Source organism: Amycolatopsis albidoflavus, from assembly GCF_039525725.1.
Classification (GTDB): Bacteria; Actinomycetota; Actinomycetes; order Mycobacteriales; family Pseudonocardiaceae; genus Amycolatopsis; species Amycolatopsis albidoflava.
The window spans coordinates 564,956-584,291 of sequence record NZ_BAAAHV010000005.1 but is presented as its reverse complement, the minus strand read 5'-3'; the positions used below and the strand labels follow the sequence as shown (position 1 = coordinate 584,291).

General features: G+C 70.8%; 16 protein-coding genes. 10 read left to right on the top strand and 6 right to left on the bottom strand.

Going from position 1 to position 19,336, the window contains the following annotated elements; all coding sequences use genetic code 11:
• Nucleotides 1-3 precede the first annotated feature (3 nt).
• Nucleotides 4-1,401, top strand: coding sequence for an ATP-binding protein (locus ABD156_RS07205; RefSeq protein WP_344267973.1), 1,398 nt, complete (start codon nucleotides 4-6; stop codon nucleotides 1,399-1,401).
• Here ABD156_RS07205 and ABD156_RS07200 read toward each other — a convergent pair.
• Both ABD156_RS07200 and ABD156_RS07195 read right to left on the bottom strand, forming a co-directional pair.
• Nucleotides 1,398-2,315, bottom strand: coding sequence for a TAXI family TRAP transporter solute-binding subunit (locus ABD156_RS07200; protein ID WP_344267971.1), 918 nt, complete (start codon nucleotides 2,313-2,315; stop codon nucleotides 1,398-1,400). The two genes, ABD156_RS07205 and ABD156_RS07200, sit on opposite strands and share 4 nt — an antisense overlap.
• Before the next feature lie 19 nt (nucleotides 2,316-2,334).
• Nucleotides 2,335-3,045: a heparin lyase I family protein gene (locus ABD156_RS07195; RefSeq protein ID WP_344267968.1), complete on the bottom strand. Its 711-nt coding sequence runs from the start codon at nucleotides 3,043-3,045 to the stop codon at nucleotides 2,335-2,337.
• A gap of 245 nt (nucleotides 3,046-3,290) precedes the next feature.
• Between ABD156_RS07195 and miaB the strand changes: the two genes are divergently transcribed.
• Together miaB and ABD156_RS07185 are read left to right on the top strand one after the other, a co-directional pair.
• Nucleotides 3,291-4,772 (top strand): tRNA (N6-isopentenyl adenosine(37)-C2)-methylthiotransferase MiaB, encoded by a 1,482-nt coding sequence (gene miaB / locus ABD156_RS07190; protein WP_344267966.1) that lies wholly within the window; start codon nucleotides 3,291-3,293, stop codon nucleotides 4,770-4,772.
• A complete protein-coding gene (locus tag ABD156_RS07185) occupies nucleotides 4,769-5,245 on the top strand; it encodes an Rv2732c family membrane protein (RefSeq protein ID WP_344267964.1) in 477 nt (158 codons plus the stop codon). Before miaB ends, ABD156_RS07185 begins: the two co-directional genes overlap by 4 nt.
• A 126-nt stretch (nucleotides 5,246-5,371) precedes the next feature.
• Here the strand turns inward: ABD156_RS07185 and ABD156_RS07180 are convergent, their stop codons facing one another.
• A complete protein-coding gene (locus ABD156_RS07180; RefSeq protein WP_344267962.1) occupies nucleotides 5,372-6,685 on the bottom strand; it encodes a DUF349 domain-containing protein in 1,314 nt (437 codons plus the stop codon).
• A gap of 225 nt (nucleotides 6,686-6,910) precedes the next feature.
• Here ABD156_RS07180 and miaA point away from each other — a divergent pair, with 225 nt between their 5' ends.
• Both miaA and dapF read left to right on the top strand, forming a co-directional pair.
• Entirely contained in the window at nucleotides 6,911-7,831 is a 921-nt protein-coding gene (gene miaA, locus ABD156_RS07175; protein ID WP_344267961.1) for a tRNA (adenosine(37)-N6)-dimethylallyltransferase MiaA, read from the top strand.
• 9 nt (nucleotides 7,832-7,840) lie between these two features.
• Nucleotides 7,841-8,668 carry a diaminopimelate epimerase gene (dapF, locus tag ABD156_RS07170; protein ID WP_344267960.1) on the top strand — a complete coding sequence of 276 codons (828 nt, stop codon included), beginning with the start codon at nucleotides 7,841-7,843 and terminating at the stop codon, nucleotides 8,666-8,668.
• Here dapF and valS read toward each other — a convergent pair whose 3' ends face one another.
• Together valS and ABD156_RS07160 are read right to left on the bottom strand one after the other, a co-directional pair.
• Nucleotides 8,669-11,167: a valine--tRNA ligase gene (gene valS / locus ABD156_RS07165; protein WP_344267958.1), complete on the bottom strand. Its 2,499-nt coding sequence runs from the start codon at nucleotides 11,165-11,167 to the stop codon at nucleotides 8,669-8,671. It abuts the gene before it with no gap.
• 9 nt (nucleotides 11,168-11,176) lie between these two features.
• Nucleotides 11,177-12,430 carry an MFS transporter gene (locus tag ABD156_RS07160; protein ID WP_344267956.1) on the bottom strand — a complete coding sequence of 418 codons (1,254 nt, stop codon included), beginning with the start codon at nucleotides 12,428-12,430 and terminating at the stop codon, nucleotides 11,177-11,179.
• Nucleotides 12,431-12,488: 58 nt separating this feature from the next.
• On the opposite strand from ABD156_RS07160, the gene ABD156_RS07155 reads away from it, so the two are divergent.
• Genes ABD156_RS07155 through ABD156_RS07145 form a run of 3 tightly spaced genes read left to right on the top strand, consistent with a single transcriptional unit; the run spans nucleotide 12,489 to nucleotide 15,554 of the window.
• Entirely contained in the window at nucleotides 12,489-12,995 is a 507-nt protein-coding gene (locus ABD156_RS07155; protein ID WP_344267954.1) for an ArsR/SmtB family transcription factor, read from the top strand.
• 43 nt (nucleotides 12,996-13,038) lie between these two features.
• Nucleotides 13,039-14,484, top strand: a complete 1,446-nt coding sequence (hflX, locus tag ABD156_RS07150) for a GTPase HflX (protein WP_344267952.1) — start codon at nucleotides 13,039-13,041, stop codon at nucleotides 14,482-14,484.
• A gap of 53 nt (nucleotides 14,485-14,537) precedes the next feature.
• Nucleotides 14,538-15,554: an SdiA-regulated/phytase-like domain-containing protein gene (locus ABD156_RS07145; protein ID WP_377925984.1), complete on the top strand. Its 1,017-nt coding sequence runs from the start codon at nucleotides 14,538-14,540 to the stop codon at nucleotides 15,552-15,554.
• 475 nt (nucleotides 15,555-16,029) lie between these two features.
• On the opposite strand, the gene lexA is transcribed toward ABD156_RS07145, so the two are convergent.
• Nucleotides 16,030-16,689, bottom strand: a complete 660-nt coding sequence (lexA, locus tag ABD156_RS07140) for a transcriptional repressor LexA (RefSeq protein ID WP_037810096.1) — start codon at nucleotides 16,687-16,689, stop codon at nucleotides 16,030-16,032.
• Between the two features lie 1,150 nt (nucleotides 16,690-17,839).
• On the opposite strand from lexA, the gene ABD156_RS07135 reads away from it, so the two are divergent.
• Nucleotides 17,840-18,499 carry a LysM peptidoglycan-binding domain-containing protein gene (locus tag ABD156_RS07135; RefSeq protein ID WP_344267949.1) on the top strand — a complete coding sequence of 220 codons (660 nt, stop codon included), beginning with the start codon at nucleotides 17,840-17,842 and terminating at the stop codon, nucleotides 18,497-18,499.
• 310 nt (nucleotides 18,500-18,809) lie between these two features.
• Nucleotides 18,810-19,301 (top strand): transcriptional regulator NrdR, encoded by a 492-nt coding sequence (gene nrdR, locus ABD156_RS07130; RefSeq protein WP_037809784.1) that lies wholly within the window; start codon nucleotides 18,810-18,812, stop codon nucleotides 19,299-19,301.
• Nucleotides 19,302-19,336 lie beyond the last annotated feature (35 nt).

The window sequence follows — 19,336 nt, the reverse complement described above, 5'->3', positions numbered from 1 at the left end:
CCGGTGCGCGTCCGGCTGCAGGGCATCGTCGTCACGCTCGTCGCGCTGCTCGTGTTCGGGCTCGGCATCCCGCTCGCGCTGAGCATCGCGAGCAGCCTCCAGCAGAAGCTCTTCCTCGACCGGCTCACCGACACCTCGCGGTTCGCGTCGCTCGCCCAGCGCCCGCTGCTCGACAACCAGCTCGGCCGGCTGGAACCCGAACTGCGCCGCTACACCGAGGTGTACGGCGTGAAAGTGGTCGTCGTGAACCAGGACGGCGACCCGGTGCTGAGCTCGCCCGGCGGCACGGACCCGCGGCGCGTCGACCGGGCCGCGATCCGGGTGCCGGTGAACGAGGCGCTCGCCGCTCGCCCGCCCGAAGCCGGGCCGTTGCTGATGCCGTGGGCGAGCAAACCGCTGGTGCTGGCCGAGCCGATCCTCATCGACGGCGAGGTGCGCGGCGCGGTCGTCACGGAGTCCGCGACCGATCACGTTCGTACCCAGTTGCTGTGGCAGTGGTTGCTGCTGGCCGCGTGCGCGCTGGTCGCGTTCGGGCTCGCGCTGCTCGTCGCGCTGCCGGTGGTGCGCTGGACGCTGCGCCCGGTCCGGCGGCTGGACGAGGCGACGGGCGCGCTGGTCGCGTCCGTGGTCAGCGGCCGGGAGGCGGAGCCGGTGGGGGAGAGCGGCGGCCCGCCGGAGCTGCGGCAGCTGGGCCGGTCGTTCGATCGGATGGCGGCGAGCGTGTCGGAGGCGCTGGCCGCACAACGCGCGTTCGTCGCCGACGCTTCGCATCAGCTGCGCAATCCGTTGACGGCGTTGAAGATCCGGCTGGGCAATCTCGACGGTCAGGTGACCGACGAAACCGCGGCCGCCGACCTCGAAGCGGCGCAGGTGGACGCCAAGCGGCTGAACCAGATCCTCGACGAGCTGCTGTCGATGGCGCGTGCCGAATCCGCGGGCGGCGAGCTGGTTTCCGAAGACCTCGCCGAGGTGATCGCCGACCGGGTCGCGGACTGGTCGGTGGTCGGCGCGGCTCGCGAGGTCGCGCTGGAGAGCGCGGTGGACGTCAACGGCGCGCGGGTGCTCGTGCCGCCGCGCGGGCTGGAGGTCGTGCTCGACGCTTTGCTGGACAACGCGCTCAAGTTCAGCCCTTCCGGCACCTCGGTGGAGGTGGCCGCGAGCGTCGCGCAGGACCGGGTGACGGTTTCGGTCCGCGACCACGGTCCTGGCCTGCGAGAGGACGAGCTGGAGCGGGCTGCCGACCGGTTCTGGCGGAGCACGGCGCATCAGAACGTGCCGGGCTCGGGGCTCGGGCTGGCGATCGTGACCGAGATCGTCCGGCATTCCGACGGCGAGATCCAGTTGTCCCTGCCCGAGGGCGGCGGGTTGCGGATCGCGATGGACTTTCCGGTCGCGGGCTAGACCTTCTCCGCGCGGTAGTAGGCCAACGCCCCGGGATGCAGCGGCAACGGCCCCGTCTCGATCCCCGGATGCACGTCGATCGACAACGCCGCCCGGTTGACCGCCGCGAGCGCCGGGCGGGCGTCGTACAGGCCCTTCGTGAGCGCTTCGGCGACGTCGGCGGACATCGAGGTGGGCACGACCAGGAAGTTCGGCACCACCAGCGTCGTGACCGGCCCGCCCTGGTCGTAGGTGCTGCCGGGGATGGTCGCGGTGCCGTACACCGGGCTGAACCGCTGCATGCCCGGCATCAGCGAGGACATGTCGAGCAGCCGCAGGCCGATCTTGCGGTTGTACTCGGTGATGAGCGGCGTCGGCAGCCCGCCGGACCAGAACATCGCGTCGATTTTGCGGTCGGCCAGCGCGGCGAGCGAATCGTCCAGGCTCAGCTGGTCGACCGCGACCGCGCCCTTCAGCCCGGCGACCCCCAGCACCCGGTCGGCGATGTACTCGACGCCCGACTCCGGCGAGCCCACCGCGATGTGGCGGCCGCGCAGCATCGACACCGAGGTGTAGCGCGAATCCTTGCGGACGACGATGTGCAGGTAGTCGTCGTGGATGCGGGCCAGCGCGGCGAGCTTGCCGGGGTGCGCGGCCGCCGCGTCCGCGGCCAGGTCCGCGGCGACGAACGCGACGTCCGCGCCCCCGGAAAGCACTCGGTTGAGGTTGTCGCGCGACCCCTGGGTGGCGAGCACCTCGGGCGTCTCGATGCCGAGTTCGCCCGCCCACGACGACGCCAGCGGCCCGGCGAGGTCGTGGTAGACGCCGCCCACCGACCCGGCCGCGACGCGCAGGTGCAGGTTCGCGAAGCTCGGCCCGCACCCGCTCAGCAGCACCGTGAGCACTGCCAGCGCCAGCGTCAGCCTCCATCGCATGGGGCGATGGTGCCAGAGGTCAGCCGGTGACGTCGGTCAGGCTGGTGCCCATCCGGATCTTGCTGAACCATTGCGTCGCCGTTTGGTCGGCCTCGTGGTAGACGCCCCACTTCAGATAGTTGCGGTCCCCGTCGATCGTGGTGCCGGTGTAAGTGGTCGATCCGTCGGAGAACGTCTGCTGCTTGCCGTCGAACCAGAACTGGATGGTGCCCTTGGTGCGGTCGGTCGAAATCCGGAAGGCGATGTCGTGCCACTGATCGTTCGAGACCGGCGCTTCCCAGAGCTTGACGCTCGTGTGGTCGACGGTCCATTCCTCCAGCTGGAGCTTGCCGCCGGAGATCTTGAGGACGATCGGGTGGTTCGCGGTGCCGGTGCTCGGGCTGCATTTCAGCTGGAACACGTAGCGGCTGGTGGAGTCGGTGATGCGGTACTTCGACGACCAGCCGAGGTAGAAGGTCTTGCCCGCTTCGAGGTCCGGGCCGACCGCCTCGCAGCGTTCCTCCTTCGCGAGCTGCTCGGCGACGAACACTTTGCCCTTCGCGGAGTCCGCGGTCTTGAAGTGGCCGTCGGCGCACTGGATTGAGTTGAACGCCTTGGCCCCGTCGGCCGGGTCGGCGGACCAGGTGACCGAGCGGGGAGCCGGGGCCGCGGTGACCGGGGCGGCCGCCAACGCCGCGACGGCGAGGGCGCTCGCGGCAGCAGCCGCGGAGCAGGCGAAAACCTTGCGCACTTTTCCTCCAGAGCGGCGGCGGTCCGATTCGGAAACAATGGCGATGATCTTATCTTCGGGAGCGCGCGGAAAACAATAGGAGAAATTCCGGCGGTATTGTTCTGCGGTGGCCGGTTCGGTGCATTTCCGTTCCCGGTCAACGGCACATTTCCCGATTAACGGAATGCCTGGTGAGCCAGGCCGCATAACGCCCGCGAGGCGGGTGCCGGGTCCGGCGCGGGCTCCGGGGTTTAGGCTGGAGTGCGATGAACGCGAAAACGTACCAGATCCGCACGTTCGGCTGCCAGATGAACGTGCACGACTCCGAACGGCTCGCCGGGCAGCTCGAGGAAGCCGGCTACGTCCCCGCCGCGGGGCCGTCGAAGCCGGATCTGGTCGTGTTCAACACCTGCGCCGTGCGGGAGAACGCGGACAACAAGCTCTACGGCACCCTCGGGCACCTCCGCCCGGACAAGGTCGCCAATCCGGACATGCAGATCGCCGTCGGCGGCTGTCTCGCGCAGAAGGACCGCGGCGACATCGTCAAGCGCGCGCCGTGGGTCGACGTCGTCTTCGGGACGCACAACATCGGTTCGCTGCCGACGCTGCTGGAACGCGCGCGGCACAACGCCGAGGCCGAGGTCGAAATCCTCGAATCGCTCGAGACGTTCCCGTCCACGCTGCCCGCGCGCCGCGAATCGTCCTACGCGAGCTGGGTGTCGGTTTCGGTCGGCTGCAACAACACCTGCACGTTCTGCATCGTGCCGTCGCTGCGCGGCAAGGAGCGCGACCGGCGTCCCGGCGAGATCCTCGCCGAGGTCGAGGCGCTGGTCGCCGAGGGCGTGCTCGAGGTGACCCTGCTGGGCCAGAACGTGAACTCCTACGGCGTCGAGTTCGGCGACCGGCTCGCGTTCGGCAAGCTGCTGCGCGCCACCGGCGGGATCGACGGGCTGGAGCGCGTGCGGTTCACCTCGCCGCATCCGGCCGCGTTCACCTCGGACGTCATCGACGCGATGGCCGAGACGCCGAACGTCTGCCACCAGCTGCACATGCCGCTGCAGTCCGGTTCGGACCGGGTGCTGCGCGAGATGCGCCGCTCCTACCGGTCGACGCGGTTCCTGAACATCCTCGACGAGGTGCGCGCCAAGATGCCGGACGCCGCCATCACCACCGACATCATCGTCGGCTTCCCCGGCGAGACCGAGGAAGACTTCCAGGCGACGCTCGACGTCGTCCGCGCCGCGCGGTTCTCCAGCGCGTTCACCTTCCAGTACTCGAAGCGCCCCGGCACGCCCGCCGCCGAGATGGCGGAGCAGCTGCCGAAGGAGGTCGTGCAGGAGCGCTACGACCGGCTGGTCGAGCTGCAGAACGAGATCTCCTGGGAAGAGAACCGCAAGCTGGTCGGCCGCCGGGTCGAGCTGCTGGTGGCCGCGGGCGAGGGCCGCAAGGACGCCGAGACGCACCGGATGAGCGGACGCGCCCGAGACGGCCGGCTGGTTCACTTCACGCCCTCCGGTTCGGCCGTCGACCGTTCGGTCCGGCCGGGCGACGTCGTGGAGACGGTGATCAGCTACGGCGCGCCGCACCACCTGGTCGCCGACGGCGACCTTCTGACGCATCGCCGCACGCGGGCGGGCGACAACGCCGAAGCCGGTCTTCGGCCCAAGACGAGCGGGGTCACCCTGGGACTGCCGGGCTTCGGAGCCCCGGCGGCGCAGCCTGCCCCGGTGAGTGGGTGTGCGGGATGAGCGAACCGGGAACGCCGGCCGAGGTCGACCAGCGGCTGAGCGACGAGATCGACGACGCGGGCCGCCGCGCGTCGCGGACGGTCGAGCTGGGCAGGCGCGGCTTCACCATCTCGGTGCTGATGTTCGTGCTGCTGGTGGCCCAGATCCTGCCGTGGGCACAGGGCCGCGCGGGCTGGGAGACGCTGGCCGGCGAGGCGGGCGGGGTGCCGCAGCTGTTCGCCGTGACGTCCACCGGCGTCGGCGTGTTCATCGGCGCGGTCGCGCTCGTGTCGCGCCGCTGGTGGGTCGCGTGGTGCTGCGCCGCGGGCGGCTGGTTCGCCTCGGTCGACGGCCTGCTGGCGATCTGGTCGCAGCAGTCCGCGCACGCCAGCGGGGCGGCCGGCGACGGTCCGGGAATCGGGATGATCGTGGCGTGGATCGCGACGATCATCCTGGCGACCCTCTGGATGCGGACCGCGTTCTCGCGCAACTGACCGCTTCCGGCAAAGGTCCGTGAGGGGAACCCTCACGGACTCTGAGTCCCTCAGGGTTCCCCTCACGAACTTTGGCTGAATGCGAAAGGGCCGGTACCCGCGGGTACCGGCCCTTTCGCATTCGGATCAGCGATCGGCGACCGCGGCTTCCGCGGCCTCCATCCATTCCCGCCACTGGGCGGCCTGCTCGTCGGCCTTCTTCGCCCGCCGCTCGTCCCCGGCGGCCCTGGCCTTCGCGGCCTGCGATTCGAACTGCTCGACCCGCTCCCGGAACTGCGCGGCACGCGCCTGCGCCTCCGGGTCCGTGCGGCGCCAGCGGCTGTCCTCGGCCGACTTCACCGCGTCCTGCACCGCCTTGAGCCGACCGTCCAGCTCGCGGATGCGTTCGCGCGGGACCTTGCCGATCTCGTCCCACTGCTCCTGGATCCGGCGCAGCGCCGACTTGGCCGCTTCGAGGTTGGCCGCCACGTCGATCTTCTCGGCCTCGACCAGCAGTTCTTCCTTGCGCTGGGCGTTGCCGGCGAACTCCGCGTCGCGCTCGGAGAACACGGCCGAACGGCGGGCGAAGAACGCGTCCTGCGCCGCGCGGAACCGCTGCCACAGCGCTTCGTCGCTGTCCTTCGGCGCGCGCCCGGCGGCCTTCCACTCGGCCATCAGGTCCTTGTACCGGCCCGCGGTGGCGCCCCAGTCGTCCGAATCGGCGATCGACTCGGCCTCGGCGATCAGCTCTTCCTTGCGCTGCTTCGCGCTCGCCCGCTGCTTGTCCAGTTCGGCGAAGTGCGAGCCGCGGCGGCGGTTGAACGCCTCGCGCGCCTTCGAGAACCGTTTCCACAGCTCGTCGTCGGTCTTGCGGTCGACGCCCTTGACCGTCTTCCACTCGTCGAGGATCGCGCGCAGCCGGTCGCCCGCGGCCTTCCACTGCGTGGAATCGGCGGCGATCTTCTCCGCCTCGTCGGCCAGCGTCTGCTTGCGCGCGACCGCCGCGGCCCGGGCTTCCTCGCGCTCGTGCTTGACGTTGACCAGGGCCTTCTCGGCCAGCCCGATCACGAACTCGAGCCGCGCGGCGAGCGCCTTGAGGTCGCCGACCACGGCCGCCTCGCCGAGCCCGTCGCGGATCTGGGTGGCGCTCGAGAGCGCGTGCTTCGGGTCTCCCGCCCCGGAGTTCAGCCGCGTTTCGAGCAGTTCGACCTCGGTGCGCACGTCGTCGAAGCGGCGTGCGTAGTGCAACAGGCCTTCCTCGGGCGTACCGGCCTGCCAGACCCCGACCTCGCGTTCGCCGTCGGCGGTGAAGACGTAAACGGTGCCTTCCCCGTCGACCCGGCCCCAGGTGGCGGGGGCGGGCTCGGCGGGCGGCACCGGAGGCGCGGCATGGCCGGCACCGTGCGCGTGCGGCACCGGGTGCGGTGCCGGGGTGCCGGGGGACGTGTTCTCCTGGGCCATCGCAGGCTCCTTATCGCCTGTACGCCCGCGGCTGCGGGCGCCCCGCCGCGTGAGCGGGGCCGGGTTACGCTGTTGTCGTGCTCTGCCGGGGGCATGGGGCCCCAGCGGCATTCAAGCAGCTCAGCGCGCGCCGTGGTACTGGATGAGCCGCCTGAAAGCGTTGATCCTACTTCTCCTTGACGCTCCGTGCCCGCGTCCCGCCCCGGCCGGGTAGCGTTTCCCGGCGTGATCAGCCCTGCTCAACGGCCCCGTCCGGTGGCCGTCGTCGGCCCCACCGCCACCGGGAAGACGGCGCTGGCCGTCGAGCTGGCGCTGGACCTGGACGGCGAGGTGGTGAACGCCGACGCGCTCCAGCTCTACCGGGGCATGGACATCGGCACCGCCAAAGCGACCATGGACGAGCGGCGAGGGGTCCCGCACCACCTGCTGGACGTACTCGACGTGACCGAGACCGCGTCGGTCGCCGCCTATCAGCGTGACGCTCGCAGCACGATCGAGCGGATTCTCGGAACGGGCCGGGTTCCGGTGCTGACCGGCGGCTCGGGACTGTACGTGCAAGCGGTCCTGGACGACCTCCGTTTCCCCGGCACCGACCCCGCGGTGCGCGCGCGGCTCGACGAGGAGGCCGCCGAATTCGGCACCGCCGCGCTCTACACCCGGCTGGGGGAGCGCGACCCGGTCGCCGCGGCCGCGATCCTGCCCACCAACACCCGGCGGATCGTGCGCGCGCTGGAGGTCATCGAGATCACCGGCGAGCCGTTCTCCGCGAATCTGCCGAAGCCGGGCCCGGCGCGCTGGGACACCGTGCTGATCGGGGTCGATCGCGAGGTCGCCGAACTGGACGAGCGCGTCGACCTGCGGGTGGAGCGGATGTTCGAGGGCGGTCTCGTGGACGAGGTGCGCGCGTTGCTCGGCCGTGGTTTGCGGGACGGGAAGACCGCTTCGCGAGCGCTCGGCTACCAGCAGGTGCTGGCCGAACTGGACGGCGAAAGCGACTTCGCGGCAGCCGCGGCGGCGACCGCGCAGGCCACTCGCCGGTTCGTTCGGCGGCAGCGTTCGTGGTTCCGGCGGGACAAGCGGATCCAGTGGTTCGACGGCGGATCGGCGGACCTGGCCGCGCGGGTCCTCGCCGTGCTCGACCAGTAGCCTGGACGCATGGGCGGCATCGAATTCCTCAAGGGCCACGGCACGCAGAACGACTTTGTGCTGCTGCCTGACGCGGCCGGCCGCCTCGACCTCACCGCGGAGCGAGTGGCGGCGCTGTGCGATCGGCAGCGGGGCATCGGCGCGGACGGCGTGCTGCGTGTCGTGCGCGCGAAGGCGATCGGCGAAGAGTCGGCCGGCGAGTGGTTCATGGACTACCGCAACGCCGACGGCTCGATCGCCGAGATGTGCGGCAACGGCACCCGCGTTTTCGCGCGCTACCTGGTCGACGCCGGACTGGCCGAGGGCGGCGAGTTCGTCATCGGCACCCGCGCGGGCGACCGGCCGGTCGTCGTGCACCCGGACCGTTCGGTCACGGTCCAGATGGGCCCGGCGGCGATCACCGGCACGTCGGTCACCGTGGTGGCCGGGCAGCCGTTCTCCGGGGTCGCGGTGAACGTCGGCAACCCGCACCTGGTGTCGGTCACCGACACCGACATCGCCGGCCTCGACCTGCGGGACCAGCCCGATTTCGACCACGACGTCTTCCCGGCCGGGGTCAACCTGGAGTTCGTCAACGTGCTCGGCGAGGGCGCGCTGCGGATGCGCGTGCACGAGCGCGGCGTGGGGGAAACCCGCGCCTGCGGCACCGGCACCGTCGCCGCGGTGGCCGCCTCGTTGCACCTCGCGGGCAAGGACACCGGCGAGTCCACAGTGGACATCCCGGGCGGGCAGGTGTCGGTCACGATCGGGCGCGGCGAGTCCACGCTGACCGGACCGGCCGAGATCGTGGCCCGCGGCGAACTGGACGAAGCCTGGTGGCTCGCCGCGGGCGCTTGATCAGCTGATCGTCACCGCCACCGAGAGCTCGCCTTCCCGGGTGGTCACGGTGTTCACCACGCCGGCGATCCGCACGTCCTCGGCGATTCCGGCGAAGCCTTCGAGCACGTCCGCCGGCGCGGTGACCGACAGCGTCTCGACGGCGGTCCGCATCGACACCTTTGCGTCGGTCTTGGCCCGGCGCACGGCAGCGATCACGGAACCGGCCAGCGGCAGCAAGGCGACGTCGCCGTCGGCGTCAGGCGCGGTCGGCCAGGACGCTTGGTGCACCGAACCTTCCTGCCACCACGACCAGATCTCCTCGGCGGAGAACGGCAGCACCGGCGCGAACATCCGCACCAACGCCGACAGCACGGTCCGCAACGCCACCTGTGCCGATTCCGCTGCCGCCGCGCCGAGGTCGCCGTACGCGCGGCCCTTCACCAGCTCCACGTAGTCGTCGCAGAACGTCCAGAAGAACGTCTCCGTCACCTGCAACGCACGCGCCTGGTCGAGCGCTTCGAAAGCGGCTGTCGCTTCCTCGATCACCTTCGCCAGCGCGGCGAGCACGGACCGGTCCAGAGGCTCCGTCGCGACCGACTCGGCCGCAGGCGTCCCGAGGCCGAGCACGAACTTGCTCACGTTCAACAGCTTCGTCGCCAGCCGCCGCCCGACCTTCATCTGGCCTTCGTCGACCGCCGTGTCCACGCCCGGGCGAGCGCTCGCCGCCCAGTAGCGCACCGCGTCGGAACCATGCCGTTCCAGCAGATCAGCCGGGGTGACGACGTTGCCGACCGACTTAGACATCTTCTTGCGGTCCGGGTCCAGCACCCAGCCGGAGATCACCGCGTCCCGCCACGGCAGCACGCCTTCCTCCAGTTCGGCGCGGACCGCGGTGGAGAACAGCCAGGTGCGGATGATCTCGTGCGCTTGCGGCCGCAGCGAGAACGGGAAGACGCGGCGGAACAGGTCGTCGTCGATGGTCCAGCGCCCGGCGATCTGCGGCGTCAGCGACGACGTCGCCCAGGTGTCCATCACGTCCGCCTCCGCGACGAACCCGCCCGGCACGCCGCGCTGCTCCTCGGTGTAGCCCGGCGGGACGTCGGTGCTCGGATCCACCGGCAGGCTCGTGTCGTCGGGTACCAGGACCGCGTCGTGATCCGGCTCGCCGTCGGCGTCGAGCGGGTACCAGACCGGGATCGGCACGCCGAAGAACCGCTGGCGGCTGACCAGCCAGTCGCTGGTCAGGCCCTCGACCCAGCTGCGGTAGCGGACCTCCATGTGCGGCGGGACCCAGTTCAGCTCCTCGCCGCGCTCCAGCAGCTTCGCGCGCAGAGCGTCGTCGCGGCCGCCGTTGCGGAGATACCACTGGCGGCTGGTGACGATTTCCAGTGGCTTGTCGCCCTTTTCGTAGAACTTCACCGGATGCGTGATCGGCCTCGGCTCGCCGCGCAGCGCGCCCGCCTCACGCAGGAGGTCCACGACGATCTGGCGTCCAGTGTGGACAGTCTTGCCCGCCAGGGGCTCGTATTTGTCGGCTGGAACGCCGTGCGGCGGCTCGGCGCGGAACCGGCCGTCGCGGCCCAGGACCGGACGCGTTTCGAGCTGCAGCGCGCGCCACCAGGTGACGTCCGTGGTGTCGCCGAAGGTGCACACCATCGCGATGCCGGTGCCCTTTTCCGGATTGGCGAGATGGTGCGCGTGCACCGGCACCTCGACACCGAACACCGGCGTGCGCACGGTCTTCCCGAAAAGGCCTTGGTACCGCTCGTCATCCGGATGCGCGACGAGCGCGACACACGCGGGCAGCAGCTCGGGCCGCGTCGTCGAGATCAGCACTTCGCCGTCAGCCGCGGTGAACACGAGATCGTGATACGCGCCCGGCCGTTCGCGGTCTTCCAGTTCCGCCTGCGCGACGGCGGTGCGGAAGGTGACATCCCACAGCGTCGGGGCTTCGGACTGGTACGCCTCGCCGCGCGCGAGGTTGCGCAGGAACGCACGCTGCGAGATCTCCGTGGTCGCCGGGTCGATGGTCTGGTACGCCAGCGTCCAGTCCACCGAAAGCCCGATGCTCCGCCAGACCTCCTCGAACACCTTCTCGTCGGTTTCGGTCAGTTCGAGACACAGCTCCACGAAATTGCGCCGCGACACCGGAATCGCGTTCTTGCCGGGCTTTGCCGGCGGAGTGAAGGACGGGTCGTAAGGCAGCGACGGCTCGCAGCGCACGCCGAAATGGTTCTGCACGCGGCGTTCGGTGGGCAGGCCGTTGTCGTCCCACCCGACCGGGTAGAAGACCGAACGGCCGCGCATCCGTTGGTAGCGCGCGAGAACATCGGTGTGGGTGTAGGAGAAGACGTGCCCGATGTGCAGCGAACCGCTCGCGGTCAGCGGCGGCGTGTCGATCGAGTAGACGTCCGGGCGCGTGCGGTCGAACCGGTATACGCCTTCGCGTTCCCACACCGGTACCCATTTGGCGGCAAGGCCGTCGACGCCGACTTTGTGCGGGATCTTCTCGTTCATGCCCGCACTTTACGGGGCGGGTACAGCCATTTCCCCGCCCGTCGGCAGGTCCCGCATGCGCCGCAGCGGCGAGCAGATCACCCAGAGCGCGCCCGCGACCGGCCCGGCCGTCCCGATCCACAGCGCGCCGGTGAGCCCGAGCCATTCGCCGAGCCCGCCGCCCAGCAGCCCGCCGAGCGGCAGCGCTCCCCAGACGACGAACCGCACGCTCGCGTTCATCCGGCCCAGCAGCCGGTCCGGGGTGATCGCCTGGCGGTAGGAGACCTGAGCGATGTTGTAGAGGATCACGCCGAAGCCGAACGACGCCATCCCCAGCCCGGCGAGCGCGATCCGCCAGTCCGGCGCGGCGGACAGGACCAGCACCTCGCCCGGCCAGAACAGCGCCGGGACCAGCCAGATCGACCGGGCCTGGCCGATCTTCCGGATGATCGGCCCGGCGCAGAGCGCGGCCGCGATGCCGCCGATGCCGCTCACCGCGAGCAGTCCGCCGACCTCGGCCGGTTTGAGCCCGGCCGTGCGGGTCAGGAACAGCACCTGGACGGCCTGCACCACTCCGCCGAAGAAGTTCGACGTGGCGGTGCAGGCGACGATCGCACGCAGCGGCCGGTCGGCGACGACGAACCGCAGGCCTTCGAGCATCTGCGGCACCAGTCGGTCGTGTTCGCCGCGTTCCGGGCGGGTTTCGACAGTGCGGATCCGCCACAGGCACAGCGCGGACGTGAGGTAGCCGATCCCGGTGACCAGGACCGTGCTCGCCGCGCCGACGAATTGCACGAGCACGCCGGCGAGGCTCGGCCCGGCGATCTGCGCGGACGACTGCACGCCCTGCAGCTTCGCGTTGCCTTCGAGCAGCTTTTCGCGGCCGACCAGCGCGGGCAGATACGCCTGGTAGGAGACGTCGAAGAACACCGTCGCGAACCCGACGAGCAGCACGACCACCAGCACCTGCGCCATGGTGAGCACGTCGGCCCACCACGCGAACGGGATGCTGAGCAGCAGGATCCCGCGGACCAGGTCGGCGGCGAGCATGAGCGGCCGTTTGCGCATCCGGTCCACCCACACGCCCGCGGGCAGGCCGAGGACCAGGAAGCCGAGCGTCTCGGCCATGGTCAGCAGGCCCATCTCGAACGGGGTGGCAGCCAGCGTGACCGCGGCGAGCAGCGGGATGGCGGTGAGGCCGACGAACATCCCCAGCTGGCTCGCCGTGTCCCCGGCCCACAGCCTGCGGAAGTCGGCGTGGAAGAACAACGAGTCTCGACGCACTCGATCGAGTGTCGCGGAGTGATTGGAAAGAGTCAATCACTTTGTTTAGGCTGCTCGGATGCCGCTCAACCGACGTCCCTCCACCGAAGCCGAGGCAGCCGCGCTCGCGTCCGGAATACGGCTGCGCATCATCCGGTTGACCACCTTTGAAGCGATGACGAACAAGGAACTGGCGGAGCGGCTCGGCCGCGACCCGGCGACCACGCTGCACCACGTGCGGCGCCTGGTCGACACCGGTTTTCTCGTCGCGCAGGAGCCGCGGCGCGGCGCGCGCGGGGCGAAGGAGATCCCGTACCTGTCCACCGGGCTTTCCTGGCAGCTGGACTACAGCGACGCGGACCCCGTCGTGGTCAACGAGGCGATGTTCGAGGCCTATCTGGCCGAAATGGCGGAGGCCGACCTGGCGGAGACGGAGACGACCCGGCTCGTGGTCCAGGTGGGCGCGCGGGACGTCGCGGAGTTCAAGCGGCGGCTCGACGGGCTGCTCGAAGAATTCAAGGCCAGGCCCCGCGATCCGGGCTCGGAACGCACCGCCGTGTACGTCTCGGTTTATCCCAGCAGGTAATCCGTTCGGTTCCCGCGCCGAAACGTGGGACCATGGAGGCACGATGACAGAACAGACACACGAAGACTTTTACGACGACAACGACCCCTACGACCCCTCGGTCGGGGAGATGGAGCTCGAGGACCGCGCGTCACTGCGCCGGGTCGCGGGCCTGTCCACCGAGCTCGAGGACATCACCGAGGTCGAGTACCGGCAGCTTCGGCTGGAGCGCGTTGTGCTGGTCGGCGTGTGGACCGAAGGCACCGCCCAGCAGTCCGAGGCGTCGCTGGCCGAACTGGCGCGACTGGCCGAGACGGCGGGCTCGGAAGTGCTCGAAGGCATCGTCCAGCGGCGGCAGAAGCCCGACCCCGCGACGTACGTCGGCTCCGGCAAGGTGCGCGAGCTCCGCGACATCGTCGTGGCGACCGGCGCCGACACGGTGATCTGCGACGGCGAGCTTTCGCCCGGCCAGCTGCGCCAGCTGGAGGAGAAGGTCAAGGTCAAGGTGATCGACCGGACCGCCCTGATCCTCGACATCTTCGCCCAGCACGCCCGGTCCAAGGAGGGCAAGGCGCAGGTCGAGCTGGCCCAGCTGCAGTACCTCGTCCCGCGGCTTCGCGGGTGGGGTTCGGCGCTGTCCCGGCAGGCCGGTGGCCGCGCGGGCGGCGCGAACGGCGGCGTGGGCCTGCGCGGACCTGGTGAAACGAAGCTGGAGACGGACCGGCGGCGGATCAGCAAGCGCGTGGCGAAGCTGCGCCGGGAGATCGCCGCGATGGACACCATCCGCGAGACCAAGCGCGGCAAGCGCGTCGCCAACGAGGTGCCGAGCGTGGCGATCGTCGGCTACACCAACGCCGGCAAGTCGAGCCTGCTCAACGCCCTGACCGGGGCCGGGGTGCTGGTGGAGGACGCGCTGTTCGCCACCCTCGACCCGACCACGCGCCGGGCGCAGACGGCCGACGGGCGCACGTTCACCCTCACCGACACCGTCGGGTTCGTGCGGCACCTGCCGCACCAGCTGGTGGACGCGTTCCGCTCGACGCTGGAGGAGGCGGCCGACGCCGACCTGCTGCTGCACGTCGTGGACGGCTCCGACCCGGCACCGGAGGACCAGGTCAACGCGGTGCGCGAGGTGCTCGCCGAGATCACCCGCAGCCGCAAGGAGCCGCTCCCGCCGGAACTGCTGGTGATCAACAAGGCCGACGCGGCCGACGCGGTCACCCTGGCCCGGCTGCGGCACGCGCTGGCCGGTTCGGTGCAGATCTCGGCGCGCACCGGTTCGGGCGTGGCCGACCTGGCCGAGGTGCTGGCCGAGCGGCTGCCGCGCGCGGAAACGGTGATCGACGTGCTGGTCCCGTATGCGCGGGGCGAGCTCGTGTCCCGGGCGCACGCGGAGGGCGAGGTGCTGGAAGAGGAGCACGTCGCCGACGGGACGCGCCTGCAGGTGCGGGTCCGTCCGGACCTCGCCGCGGCGCTGCGGGCGTTCGAGACCAACGCCTCGGCGCTCTGAACGTCTTCCGTAGTGCACGGCCCGAGCGGGTCGTGCACTACGGAGGTGAACTGGTGCGGGTCGTCCTGGCACTGACGGTTGTCCTGATGCTCGCGGGCGCTGTCCCGGCTGCGGCGACTCCTGCTTCTTCTGCTCCTGCGCCGGAGACGCTGTGCCAGATCACGGACAAGCGCCTCAACGAACTGTCCGGCCTGGTCTCCGACGGCGAGCATTGGTACGCCATCAACGACGGCGGCACCAAGGTGCAGGTCTTCGTCCTGGACCGGAAATGCCAGGTCAAGGACGTCCTGAGCGACCCGACGGACCCGTACGACGTCGAAGACCTCGCCCGAGGCAAAGACGGCACGCTGTGGCTCTCGGACACCGGCGACAACCGCGCGAAACGCGAAACGGTCGCCCTGCTGGAGCTGAAACCGTCCGGCGGCGCGGCGGTCGTGCATCGCCTGACCTATCCGGACGGCCCGCACGACACCGAAGCCCTTGTCCTGGACCAGTCCGGCACGCCGTTCCTGGTGACCAAGGACCTGCTGGGCACTTCCAAGGTCTACAAGCCTTCGGCCCCGCTGGCCGCTCCCGGCCCGACGAAACTGGAGCAGGTCGGCACCCTGCGAGTCCGCAGCACCGACACTCCCGGCGGCCCGGTCGGCTCGTTCGGCTCGGCGCTGATCACCGGAGGCGCGACCAGCGCGGACGGCAAAGTCATCGCCCTGCGGACCTACACGGACGCGTATGTGTACGCGGCCCCGGACGGCGACGTCGCGGCAGCATTGCAGCGAGAACCCGTGCGCATTCCGCTGCCGAACGAAAAACAGGGCGAAGCCATCGCTTTCGAACCGGACGGCACTCTGCTGTCCGGAAGCGAAGGCGTCGGCGAACCGGTGCGGTCGATCAAAAACGCGACGACCTTGGTCACCCCGAACGAGCCCGCACCGAAACCCGGCGGCGCCGCCACTCCACAACCAGCCGCGGAAGATGCTGGGGGCTTCCCGCTCATTCCTGCTGCGGGCATCGCCGCGGTCGTCGTTCTCGCGGCGTGGTTTCTGCTGGGGCGGAAACGCCGCCGCGCTTGACCTGTTGGACGCTCCGGGTGCAAGAGTTCCTGCCGCGCCGTCGCTCCTGACACGGCAGCGTTCTGGACCCGCCGCTGCCAGTGGCGCGGTGCTGCTTGTTTCTGGTGTGGCGCTGCCAGTGGCGCGGGACTCCTCGTTTCTGGCGTGGTGCGGTGCCGTTCCGGACACACTGCTGCCCACTGGCGCGGTGCCGTTCCGCACGCGGCGCTGCCACCGACGCGGTGCAGCCCGCTCCTGGCCTGACGCTGCCCAGCGGCGCGGTCCCGTTCCCGGCGTGGCGTTGTCGCTTGCGCGATGCCGTTCCTGAGGCGCCGCTGCCACTGACGCACCGCAGTTCCTGACATGGCACCGCTTCCGGCCTTACGCCGCGCCTGCCCCGCCGCAACAACCCCACAGCCGTCGGCGAAGCCCCCACCCCGGGTCGCTCGCCCCTCACCCCGGGCCGCGGCCGCAAGGGAGGGGAGCGAACCACGGTTCAGAGACGGCGCAGAACCGCCACCACCTTGCCCAAGATCGACGCGTCGTCACCGGGGATGGGCTCGTACGCCTCGTTGTGCGGCATCAGCCACACGTGCCCGTCCTTGCGCTTGAACGTCTTCACCGTGGCCTCGCCGTCGATCATCGCGGCGACGATGTCCCCGTTCTCCGCGGCGGGCTGCTGCCGGACGACGACCCAGTCGCCGTCGGTGATGGCCGCGTCGACCATCGAATCGCCGGTGACGCTCAGCAGGAACAGTTCGCCCTCGCCGACGATCTCGCGCGGCAGCGGGAAAACGTCCTCGACGGCCTGCTCGGCGAGCACCGGGCCGCCCGCCGCGATCCGACCGACCAGCGGCACGTACGCCGCCTTCGGCACGGACGGCTGCTGGTCCATGTCGATGCCCATCGGGTTGTCGTCCGTGGACGCGAGCACGCCCACCGCGCGCGGCCGGTTGGCGTCGCGGCGCAGGTAGCCCTTGCGCTGCAGCGCGCGCAGCTGGTGCGACACCGACGACGTGGACGTCAGCCCCACCGCCTCGCCGATCTCGCGCACGCTCGGCGGGTAGCCGAACCGGCTCACCCACGTGCGGATGACGTCGAGCACTTGCTGCTGGCGGACGGTCAGCGTCTCGTCCACGTCGTACACCTCCGGCATGGCGCTCACCTTCCCCGTGCTCTCGTGACCGGATTCGCGCGCGGATTGTGCGGACGCCTTGCCCCGCGAGGCCGTCTTGGCCCCCTTCGCCGCGGTGCCCTTCACCGTGTCCTTCTCCAACGCTGCGTCGCCTCCAGCCGTCCCGCGGCCGCCGTGTCGGCGTCCCGCGCGTGTCCGCGTGCGCCGGTCCGGGATCCGCGTTTTCCGCGAACGCCCGTCCGGCGGCACCCGCCGGAGCCGGTCCGGCAGATGTCCTGGTCACCGACGTTAGCCACCGCGCGCGACGATTTCAAACATCTGTTCGATCGACACGCCGTGTCCTCTCGATTTTGTCGGTGCGGGGTGGTAGACCTTCGCACGGACGTTCGATAGAACGCCTGTTCGATCTGGACCGCTGCGGCGCAGGTGTACGGCCCGGACCGGACGGATCCGCAGGTCACGAGGAGGTTCCGTCATGTCGATCCTGGCAGATCGCGGGCTCGTCCGCCCGCTTCGGCCCGTCCCCGCCGACCGCCCCGTCGAGGGCGGCGGTGCGTCGGAAGGGGCGATCCCGGCCCGGAGGTCGCCCGGGTCCGGCGGTCCGGCGCGCCGTTCGCGGCGGCGTGCGGAGAGTGTCGACGCCACCCGAAAGGATGGTGTTCCGGAGGCGATCGAAGCCGAAACGGGCGCTGATCCGGGCCTGTCGGCCGGTTCCGGCGAGGTGGTGGAGCTTCGCGGCCGGACAGGCGCCCGGCGCGGCCCTGCTTCGGATCGGTCCGCCGAGAGTTCGCGCGGCGAGGCAGATCGCGGCGACTCGCGGCGGAGCCGGGGCGGCGAGTCCCGAGGAGGGTCGCGCGGCGAGCCCGGACGGCGGCGCGCCTGGCGGGCGGCGGCAGAGGCCGGGCTCGCCGGCGGCGAGTTGCCTGACTCTGGGCAGTCGGCGCCGGGCGGTGCGTCCGGTCGCGTTGCCGGGCGGGTCGGTGCGCGGTCGGCGGGGGAGTCCGCTGAATTCGTGTCTTCGGCCGGGTCGAGGTCGGTGGGGCGGGATGCTCGCGCGGCGGGCGAGATTGGTGCGCGGTCCGCGTGGGAGTCGGCTGAGTTCGTGTCGTCGGCCAAGCCGAGGTCGGCGGGACGGAATGCCCGCGCGGCGGGAGAGATTGGTGCGCGGTCCGTGAGGGAATCCGCCGGTTTCTCGCCCTCGGCCGGACGAGGCGCGCGGGCGGCCGCGATTGCCGAGCCGCGCTCCGCCGCCGCGGTCCGGTCCGTCGAGCGAGCCGGATTCCAGACGTCGGCCCCGTCGGCCGTCGAAACCGAAGAAGCCCCTGCCCGTAAGCCCCGGGAGGCTCGCGGCCGCACCGCGATCCGGCACGTTCCCGCCGCTGTCCCGGCCAACCCGGGCCGCACCGCGTGCGAGCGGCGCGGCGAGCCGTTGCGGCCGCCGTCTCGGGCGCGGGTCGTCGCCGGACGGCGCGGCGGCGTGGCCTGCCAGACCGCGACCAGGCCGTCGGTGCGGTGGCCGTGGCTGTTCGCGATCGCCTTCGCGGCCTGCCTGATCGTCACCGGGCTCGGCGTTTTCGGCTCGGGAGTGTCCAGCGGCCCGGTGCCGTCGCGGACCGCGTCCGTTTCCGTGCAGCCCGGCGATTCGCTCGGCGCGCTCGCCGCCCGGTTCGCGCCGAACGCCGACCAGGGCGCGGTCGTCGAACGCATCAAGGAGCTCAACAACCTCGACGACACCGCGCTGCTGCCCGGCATGCCGCTCACCGTGCCGGTCGCCTGGTCCGGCGGCGGTTCGGCGGGGGAATCGGGCGAAGGACCGGGTTCTGCCGGATGATGACTGTCGGAAACCACCCGGTCGCATCTTGCGCGACCGGTCTTTCACCCTCTCGGGTTTCTTGCGCCCGCCCCGGAGGCGATCTATGGTCTACCCCTATATCTAGTAGTTACACCGCTGTAGTTGGTCCACAGGTAGGGGTAGACTGGCGGCAGTTGTCCACAGCCGGCCGGCAGTTGCCCACCGGATGTCCACAAGTCGATCACCAGGCGCGGGGTCGCGCGCGGTGACCGCGGTCCAGGCCGTAGCGTGGCGGCAGGGGCCGGTTGGGACAGGAATCGACCGGCGCGGAGGGGAAGGTGATCGGCGGATGAGGTGCCCGTTCTGCCGGCATGCGGACTCTCGGGTCGTCGACTCCCGAGAGGTGGACGAGGGACAGGCGATCCGGCGGCGGCGTTCGTGCGCCGAATGCGGCCGGCGTTTCACCACGTCGGAGACGATGGTGCTGGCCGTGGTCAAACGGTCCGGCGCCACCGAGCAGTTCAGCCGGGACAAGGTGGTCAACGGCGTGCGGAGGGCCTGCCAGGGCCGTCCGGTCGACGACGACGCGCTGCAGAAGCTCGCGCAGCGCGTGGAGGAGTCGATCCGTTCCGCCGGCTTGGCCGAGATCCCCAGCCACGAGGTCGGCCTCGCCATCCTCGGCCCGCTGCGGGAACTGGACGGCGTCGCGTATCTCCGGTTCGCCAGCGTCTACCGCTCCTTCTCCTCGGTCGAGGACTTCGAGAAGGAGATCTCCGACCTGCGGAAAGCCATGGCGGGAACTGCGGAGGACCAGGAAGGCGAGCGCGCCGGCGACGACTGAGCCGTCACCGGGTCGCGGGGAGCGAGGGACAGAAC